This is a genomic window from uncultured Sphingomonas sp. (assembly GCF_913778135.1).
Taxonomy (GTDB): domain Bacteria; phylum Pseudomonadota; class Alphaproteobacteria; order Sphingomonadales; family Sphingomonadaceae; genus Sphingomonas.
The window spans coordinates 1-6,724 of the sequence record NZ_CAJYVU010000108.1 but is presented as its reverse complement, the minus strand read 5'-3'; the positions used below and the strand labels follow the sequence as shown (position 1 = coordinate 6,724).

The window sequence follows — 6,724 nt, the reverse complement described above, 5'->3', positions numbered from 1 at the left end:
TGATGTTCGCCGGGCCGGCACCGGCACCGCCTTGGCGAGCTGGGTCCGCACACTACACGACGGCACGGTGGGCGGGGTGGCGACCCGCATCCTCGCGGTGTTGATCGGCTTCGTCCCGACGATCCTGTTGGCGACAGGCATCCTTCATTGGCTTCGCCGGCGAAAGGCTGCACGCACGGTTTGACTGGCTTGGCACCAGCTTTCCTAATCAGGAACGGCTGCGAAACCGCCGCGGCGTTTTCACTCGGGATTGCCAAACGGATCGATAGCGGCCCTCATGGAAGTATATCGCGGGGTGAATGGCGAGACACCAAATTCACGAATAAGCAAGCGAGAGTAGCGCTGCCTCATATATCTACTATGCTGGATACATGGAAAATGATTCGGCTATCGTTGCGCTTGGGGCGTTGGCGCAGGGAACGCGCCTGGATGTGTTCCGTCTGCTGGTCCGCCACGAACCCGATGGCATGGCAGCCGGCGAAATCGCCCGTCAGCTCGACGTGCCGCAAAACACCATGTCCGCGCATCTCGGCACTCTCGCCCGCGCCGGTCTGGTCCGATCCGAACGCCATAGTCGGTCGATCATCTACCGCGCCGATCTGGACGGCCTGCGCGCGCTGACGCTGTTCCTCGTCAAGGACTGCTGCGCCGGGTCGCCCGACCTGTGCGCCCCGCTCATCGCCGAACTCGCCCCCTGCTGCTGAAAGGACGCCCGGAATGACCGACAATGCGGCCGTTGATATCGTCATCTACCACAATCCCGCGTGCGGCACGTCGCGCAACGCGCTGGCGATGATCCGCAATGCCGGCATCGAGCCGCATGTGGTCGAATATCTGAAAACGCCGCCCTCGCGCGCGCTGCTGGTCGAGTTGATCGATCGCACCGGCATGACGCCGCGCGCGCTGCTGCGCGAGAAGGGAACGCCCTATGCGGAGCTGGGCCTGGGCGACACGTCGCTGTCCGACGACGCGCTGGTGGATGCGATGATGGCGCATCCGATCCTCATCAACCGGCCGTTGGTCGTCTCGCCGCTCGGCGTGAAGCTGTGCCGCCCTTCCGAAGCCGTGCTCGATCTGCTGCCGAGCAGGCAACTCGGCGCGTTCGCAAAGGAGGACGGCGAACAGGTGGTCGACGCCTCGGGCCAGCGCGTCGCCTGATGCTGCTTGCCGTCCTGATCTTCGTCGCGACGATCGCGCTCGTCATCTGGCAACCCAGAAGCCTCGGCATCGGGTGGAGCGCGATGGGCGGGGCGATCGTGGCGCTGCTCGCGGGCGTCGTCACGCTGTCCGATGTGCCGGTGGTATGGGGCATCGTCTGGAACGCGACCGCCGCGTTCGTCGCGATCATCGTCATCAGCCTGCTGCTCGATGAAGCCGGGTTCTTCGAGTGGGCGGCGCTGCACGTCGCGCGCTGGGGCGGGGGGCATGGTCGCCGGCTGTTCGTCCTGATCGTGCTGCTCGGCGCAGGCGTGTCCGCGCTGTTCGCCAACGATGGCGCGGCGCTGATCCTGACGCCGATCGTCATTGCGATGCTGCGGGCGCTGAGGTTCAAGGACAAGGCGACGCTGGCGTTCGTCATGGCGGCGGGGTTCATCGCCGACACCGCCAGTCTGCCGCTGGTCGTCTCGAACCTCGTCAACATCGTGTCGGCCGACTTCTTCCACGTCGGGTTCGGTGATTATGCGGCGGTGATGGTGCCGGTCGATCTGGTGTCGATCGCGGCCACGCTGGGCGCGCTGCTGCTGTTCTTTCGGCGCGACATACCGGCGGACTATGACGTGGGGGCGTTGCGCCCGCCCGGTGACGCGATCCGCGACGGCGCGACCTTCCGCGCCGGATGGATTGTCCTGGCGCTGCTGCTCACCGGCTTCTTTCTACTCGAACCCATCGGCGTGCCGGTCAGCGCCGTCGCTGCTGCCGGCGCGGTCCTGTTGCTGGTGATCGCGGGACGGGGCCATGTGATCGAGACACGGAAGGTCGTGCGCGGTGCGCCGTGGCAGGTCGTGATCTTCTCGCTGGGCATGTACCTGGTCGTCTATGGCCTGCGAAACGCCGGCCTGACCGATCATCTGGCGGGGCTCCTCGATCGCACCGCGCAAGGCGGCGTGTGGGGCGCGGCGCTAGGAACGGGTGTCATCGCGGCCGTCCTGTCGTCGGTGATGAACAACATGCCGACCGTGCTGGTGGGCGCGCTATCGATCGACGCCACCCACGCGACCGGCGCGGTCAGGGAAGCGATGATCTACGCTAACGTGATCGGCTGCGACCTCGGTCCCAAGCTGACGCCGATCGGCTCGCTCGCGACGCTGCTATGGCTTCACGTCCTGGGGCAGAAGGGTGTCAGGATCGGATGGGGCTATTATTTCCGCGTTGGCGTGACGCTCACCGTGCCTGTCTTGCTCATCACGCTGGCGGCGCTCGCGCTGCGGATCGGATTTGCCTGATGCCTCTGCGCGACCTTGCCGACCCCGATTATCTGCCCGCGCTCGACCGGCGTTACGCGCACGATCGCCCCGCTCTCGGGCTGGGCGCTGGCGATCCGCCGCCCCGCATCCTGCTGCTCTACGGGTCGCTGCGGGAGCGATCCTATTCGCGCCTGTGCATCGAGGAGGCGGCGCGCCTGCTCCGGTTCTTCGGCTGTGAAACGCGCATCTTCGATCCATCGACGCTGCCGCTTCCTGACCAGCACGCGGGCGACGATCATCCGGCGGTCCATGAGTTGCGCGAGCAGTCGATGTGGTCGGAGGGGCAGGTGTGGTGCAGCCCCGAGCGCCACGGCCAGATCACCGGCATCATGAAGCTGCAAATCGATCACCTTCCGCTCAGCATGGGCGGGATGCGCCCGACGCAGGGGCGCACGCTGGCGGTCATGCAGGTGTCGGCGGGATCGCAGTCGTTCAACAGCGTCAACACGTTGCGCGTGCTGGGCCGATGGATGCGGATGGTGACGATCCCCAACCAGTCGTCGGTCGCCAAGGCGTTCAACGAGTTCGATGACGCCGGCCGCATGAAGCCGTCGAGCTATTACGACCGCATCGTCGACGTGATGGAGGAACTGGTGCGCTTCACCGTCCTGTTGCGCCCGCATACCGCGCAACTGGTCGATCGCTACTCGGAGCGAAAGGAAGCCGGGGTGCCGATCGACGCCGCCACGGACCTATCCAGCATCGCGACCGCCCCGCAATCCTGACGGGTTTCCTGATTGAGAACCCGTACGGGAAGCCGGCCCTGCCGATCGAGCCAAATGACGTCCGAAGCGCCCACTTCCCCAACTACTATTCCCGATCATTATCCCGCAAAACGAGCAGGCGAGGACAGAGCAATGGGGATGATCTGCTAGGGTCAGGACCCATCGATGTAAGCGTCGCGATCTGACTCAGGCTCCGCAAGAAGACTGGGATGAACGACCTGTTGTGGTTGACGGTTGATCAGATGGAGCGGCTGAGACCGTTCTTCCCCAAGAGCCATGGCAAGCCTCGGGTGGATGACCGGCGGGTGCTGAGCGGCATCGTCTTCGTCAACCGCAACGGGCTGCGCTGGCAAGACGCACCCAGCGCCTATGGTTCTCATAAGACGCTGTACAACCGGTGGAAGCGCTGGGGCGAGCGTGGCGTATTCACGCGCATGATGGAGGGGCTGGCTGCAGGCGATACCGAACCAAAAACCATCATGATCGACGCGACATACCTGAAGGCGCACTGCGCGGCATCGAGCCTGCGGGTAAAAAAGGGGCTCTCGGCCGCCTGATCGGGCGAACCAAAGGCGGCATGAACACCAAGCTCCATGCCATCGCCGATGCAAACGGCCGCCCCCCTGAGCTTCTTCATGACGGCGGGTCAAGCCAGCGATTATACCGGCGCGGCAGCGCTGCTCGATGATATGCCAAAAGCGCAGTGGTTACTGGGTGATCGCGGCTACGACGCCGATCGCTTCAGGGACGCGCTCCAGGCAAAAGGTATTCAGCCGTGCATCCCGGGCCGGCGCTCCCGCAAGGAGCCGATCAGATACGACAAGCGGCTTTATCGGCGACGTAGCCGCATCGAGATCATGTTCGGACGCCCCAAAAACTGGCGCCGCGTCGCGACCCGCTACCACCGCTGTCCAACCGCATTCTTCTCCGCGGTCGCGCTCGCCGCCACTGTCATCTTCTGGCTGTGATCAACGAGTCCTGACCCTAGCCAGGCCGCTCGTTCGCGGGACATGGTCATTACCGCGCCTGTTATGCATATGAGGTGACAGTTTGGATACAGGAATGGCGAAAGGCTGCTGACCGCCGATCGTGAAGACAATTTGCTGCTATTCGCGAATGTTCTGACTTTCGAACGTCTCACATGTCGCGCATTCTGCGACAGACTGTCTCTCCTTCAGTCACTGCATCGATCATACACTGCTCGCCAGCGAATGACCCTGGCGTCCCCCGCCGCATGGAGGCGGCGCAGAACGATCCTAGCCTTGTGCCGCTGGCGCCGACCCGTTGGCCACGAAAGCGCTTCGTCATCGAGCGACGCGCCAATCTGCCGGGCGACTACCTCGTCCTCATCGAGGCCGAAGTGGTCCAGAAGCGGCGCGAACGCCGCGTCGATGTCGGGCCGGAACCCGTGGCGCTCGCCGAGCGGTGTGCGCCACGGCGAGCGGGGATGCATCGACAGTACGGCTTGCCAGCCATCCGGGATCGGCGTGTTCGACGAATGCGCGCGGTCCTTGGCGATCAGGTTTGACAGCAGATGTGTATGCGGCCCTTCCGGGCTCTCGCCATCACTTGCAGGTATCGGCTGGTATACCTCGATCCGTCCGGCCGGCGACAGCAGCACTCGGTGCGGCTGCGCACTCAAGATGATCGGCATGATGCCGGTGACCTCGAGCAGCGCTTGTCCCTCGGCCGCGTCCAGCGCGGCGATCAGCGCGGGATCGCGTGTTCGCACCGCCATCGCGACGCACCCCGACGCGACACCCAGGTCGTAGAGCCTGTCGTATCGGTCCTCCGCGCGGACCGCGTCCGCGTCGTGATCGAGAAAGCGTACGACGCGCGTCCCCGTGGCCGGCCAAGGTGCGCAGAACGCCAGCACGTGTCCCCATGTCTCGCCGTCGCTCGACAGGGTATCCCACGCCACGCCCGTCAGCGCGGTATTGCGCACGCGGATCGCACCGCGGGTCGTGACCACGTCGATCTGTCCGGCAGTTCGGTGGATCGTTGTGGCCTCGCCGGCGTCGCGCGTGAACTCGCCGATCGCGCCAAAGCTGCCGATGCTCCACCCGTTTGACGGGTCCTCGATCAGGTCGGCAATGAGGGTGAATGGCGCCGGCTGCATGATCTACTCCGATGGTTCGGTGAAGCGGATAATGGTGCCCTCGTCGTCGCGACGGACGCGAACCGTGACATCGTAGAGCGCGCCGAGCACGGCATCGGTGAACACCTGTTCGACCGGTCCGCTCGCGTGGACGCGTCCGTCCCGCAACGCGACGACGTCGTCGGCGATGCGCGCGGCAAGGTCCAGGTCGTGGAGCGCCACGATCACCGTGCAGCCCGCGTCCGCCAGCCGGCGCAGGCGCCTGCCGGCGTCGATCGCGTGACGCGGATCGAGCCCCGCCGTCGGTTCGTCGACGATCAGCAGTTCCGGTTCTCCGACGGTCGCGCGCGCGAGCATGACGCGCGCGAGCTCACCACCAGACAGCTGCGTCGCGGGGCGGTCGCGCAGGTGCGACAGGTCGAACCGGTCGAGCGCGACGCCGATGCGCGCCTCCCACGCCGGTGGCAGCCCGCCGAACGCGGGCAGGTGCGCGGTCAGCCCAAGTGCCACAACCCGCTCCACGCTGATCGCCCATTCCACCTTCGAGTTCTGCGGCAGATAGGCGCGACGCGTCGCCAGTTGCCGGCGCGTCATCGCGGAAAGCGGCTCGTCGCCCCAGGTGACCGTGCCCGCCGATGGTGGCAGGAGGCCCGACGCCACGTCGAGCAGCGTCGACTTGCCCGCGCCATTGGGACCGATAACCGCGGTCAGGCGCCCGGCGGAGAAGCGCGCCGACACCGCGTCGACGACGATGCGTCGGCCACGCTCGACCGTGACGCCACCGAGTACGAGGTCGTTCATGCCGCGACCTTTCGTACGTGCAGGACGAGCCAGAGGAAGAAGGGCGCGCCGACGACGGAGATGAAGACACCCAGCTTGATGTCGGGACCGAAGCGCAGCACGCGGGTGGCGATGTCGGCGACCAGCACGATGATCGCGCCCGCGAGGCTGGCGGGGACGAGTGTCGCGCGCGGGCGATGACCGACGAAGGGGCGCACCAGATGCGGTGCTATCAGTCCGACGAAGCCGACCGCGCCCGTCACCGCGGTCGCGGCCCCGACGCCGAGCGCGGTTCCCAGCAAGGCCAGCAGGCGCGTGCGGCGCACGTCGATCCCCAGGCTCTCGGCCTGCTGCTCACCCAGCGCCAGCGCGTCGAGCCCGCGTCCGATCAGCAGCAGCAGAACGCCGCCCACGAGAATGAAGGGTGCGGCGAGCAGCACGTGATCCCAGCTGCGATCGGCGAGCGACCCCATCAGCCACGTCATGATCTCGTACGCGGCGAACGGGTTGGGTGCGAGGTTGAGCGCCAGGCTGACGCCTGCGCCCGCGATCGTCGACACCGCCACGCCGGCCAGGATCAGCGACAGCGTGCCACCGGCGCGCGACAGTGCGAGCGCAACGGCGATCGTCACCAGCGCACCGGCGAGCGCGAACAA

General features: G+C 66.2%; 8 protein-coding genes and 1 pseudogene. 6 read left to right on the top strand and 3 right to left on the bottom strand.

Annotated features, from left to right (window positions below; all coding sequences use genetic code 11):
- From QZ847_RS10225 to QZ847_RS10200, 6 genes and pseudogenes are all read left to right on the top strand, one after another.
- Positions 1 to 184: PepSY domain-containing protein (locus tag QZ847_RS10225; protein ID WP_294356230.1), on the top strand; the 184-nt coding region annotated here is incomplete at its 5' end.
- Between the two features lie 187 nt (positions 185 to 371).
- Positions 372 to 704, top strand: a complete 333-nt coding sequence (locus tag QZ847_RS10220) for a metalloregulator ArsR/SmtB family transcription factor (RefSeq protein WP_294356228.1) — start codon at positions 372 to 374, stop codon at positions 702 to 704.
- A gap of 13 nt (positions 705 to 717) precedes the next feature.
- Entirely contained in the window at positions 718 to 1,158 is a 441-nt protein-coding gene (gene arsC / locus QZ847_RS10215; protein WP_294356226.1) for an arsenate reductase (glutaredoxin), read from the top strand.
- On the top strand, positions 1,158 to 2,444 hold the full coding sequence (locus QZ847_RS10210; protein WP_294356223.1) for an arsenic transporter: 1,287 nt from the start codon (positions 1,158 to 1,160) through the stop codon (positions 2,442 to 2,444). The genes arsC and QZ847_RS10210 overlap by 1 nt, the downstream gene beginning before the upstream one ends.
- Positions 2,444 to 3,190: an arsenical resistance protein ArsH gene (gene arsH / locus QZ847_RS10205; RefSeq protein WP_294356209.1), complete on the top strand. Its 747-nt coding sequence runs from the start codon at positions 2,444 to 2,446 to the stop codon at positions 3,188 to 3,190. The genes QZ847_RS10210 and arsH overlap by 1 nt, the downstream gene beginning before the upstream one ends.
- 209 nt (positions 3,191 to 3,399) lie before the next feature.
- Positions 3,400 to 4,158, top strand: a pseudogene (locus tag QZ847_RS10200) (IS5 family transposase).
- A gap of 206 nt (positions 4,159 to 4,364) precedes the next feature.
- Here the strand turns inward: QZ847_RS10200 and QZ847_RS10195 are convergent.
- The 3 genes from QZ847_RS10195 to QZ847_RS10185 all read right to left on the bottom strand — a co-directional run.
- Positions 4,365 to 5,309, bottom strand: a complete 945-nt coding sequence (locus QZ847_RS10195) for a hypothetical protein (protein WP_294356208.1) — start codon at positions 5,307 to 5,309, stop codon at positions 4,365 to 4,367.
- A gap of 3 nt (positions 5,310 to 5,312) precedes the next feature.
- Positions 5,313 to 6,089 carry an ABC transporter ATP-binding protein gene (locus QZ847_RS10190; RefSeq protein ID WP_294356206.1) on the bottom strand — a complete coding sequence of 259 codons (777 nt, stop codon included), beginning with the start codon at positions 6,087 to 6,089 and terminating at the stop codon, positions 5,313 to 5,315.
- On the bottom strand, positions 6,086 to 6,724 hold a 639-nt coding region (locus QZ847_RS10185; RefSeq protein WP_294356204.1), incomplete at its 5' end, for an iron ABC transporter permease. The genes QZ847_RS10185 and QZ847_RS10190, both read right to left, overlap by 4 nt.

Bases quoted from the DNA above. Each gene is read 5' to 3' on its own strand.
- QZ847_RS10220 (WP_294356228.1), top strand. From the start codon at position 372: ATGGAAAATGATTCGGCTATCGTTGCGCTTGGGGCGTTGGCGCAGGGA.
- arsC (WP_294356226.1), top strand. From the start codon at position 718: ATGACCGACAATGCGGCCGTTGATATCGTCATCTACCACAATCCCGCG.
- QZ847_RS10210 (WP_294356223.1), top strand. From the start codon at position 1,158: ATGCTGCTTGCCGTCCTGATCTTCGTCGCGACGATCGCGCTCGTCATC.
- arsH (WP_294356209.1), top strand. From the start codon at position 2,444: ATGCCTCTGCGCGACCTTGCCGACCCCGATTATCTGCCCGCGCTCGAC.
- QZ847_RS10195 (WP_294356208.1), bottom strand. From the start codon at position 5,309: ATGCAGCCGGCGCCATTCACCCTCATTGCCGACCTGATCGAGGACCCG.
- QZ847_RS10190 (WP_294356206.1), bottom strand. From the start codon at position 6,089: ATGAACGACCTCGTACTCGGTGGCGTCACGGTCGAGCGTGGCCGACGC.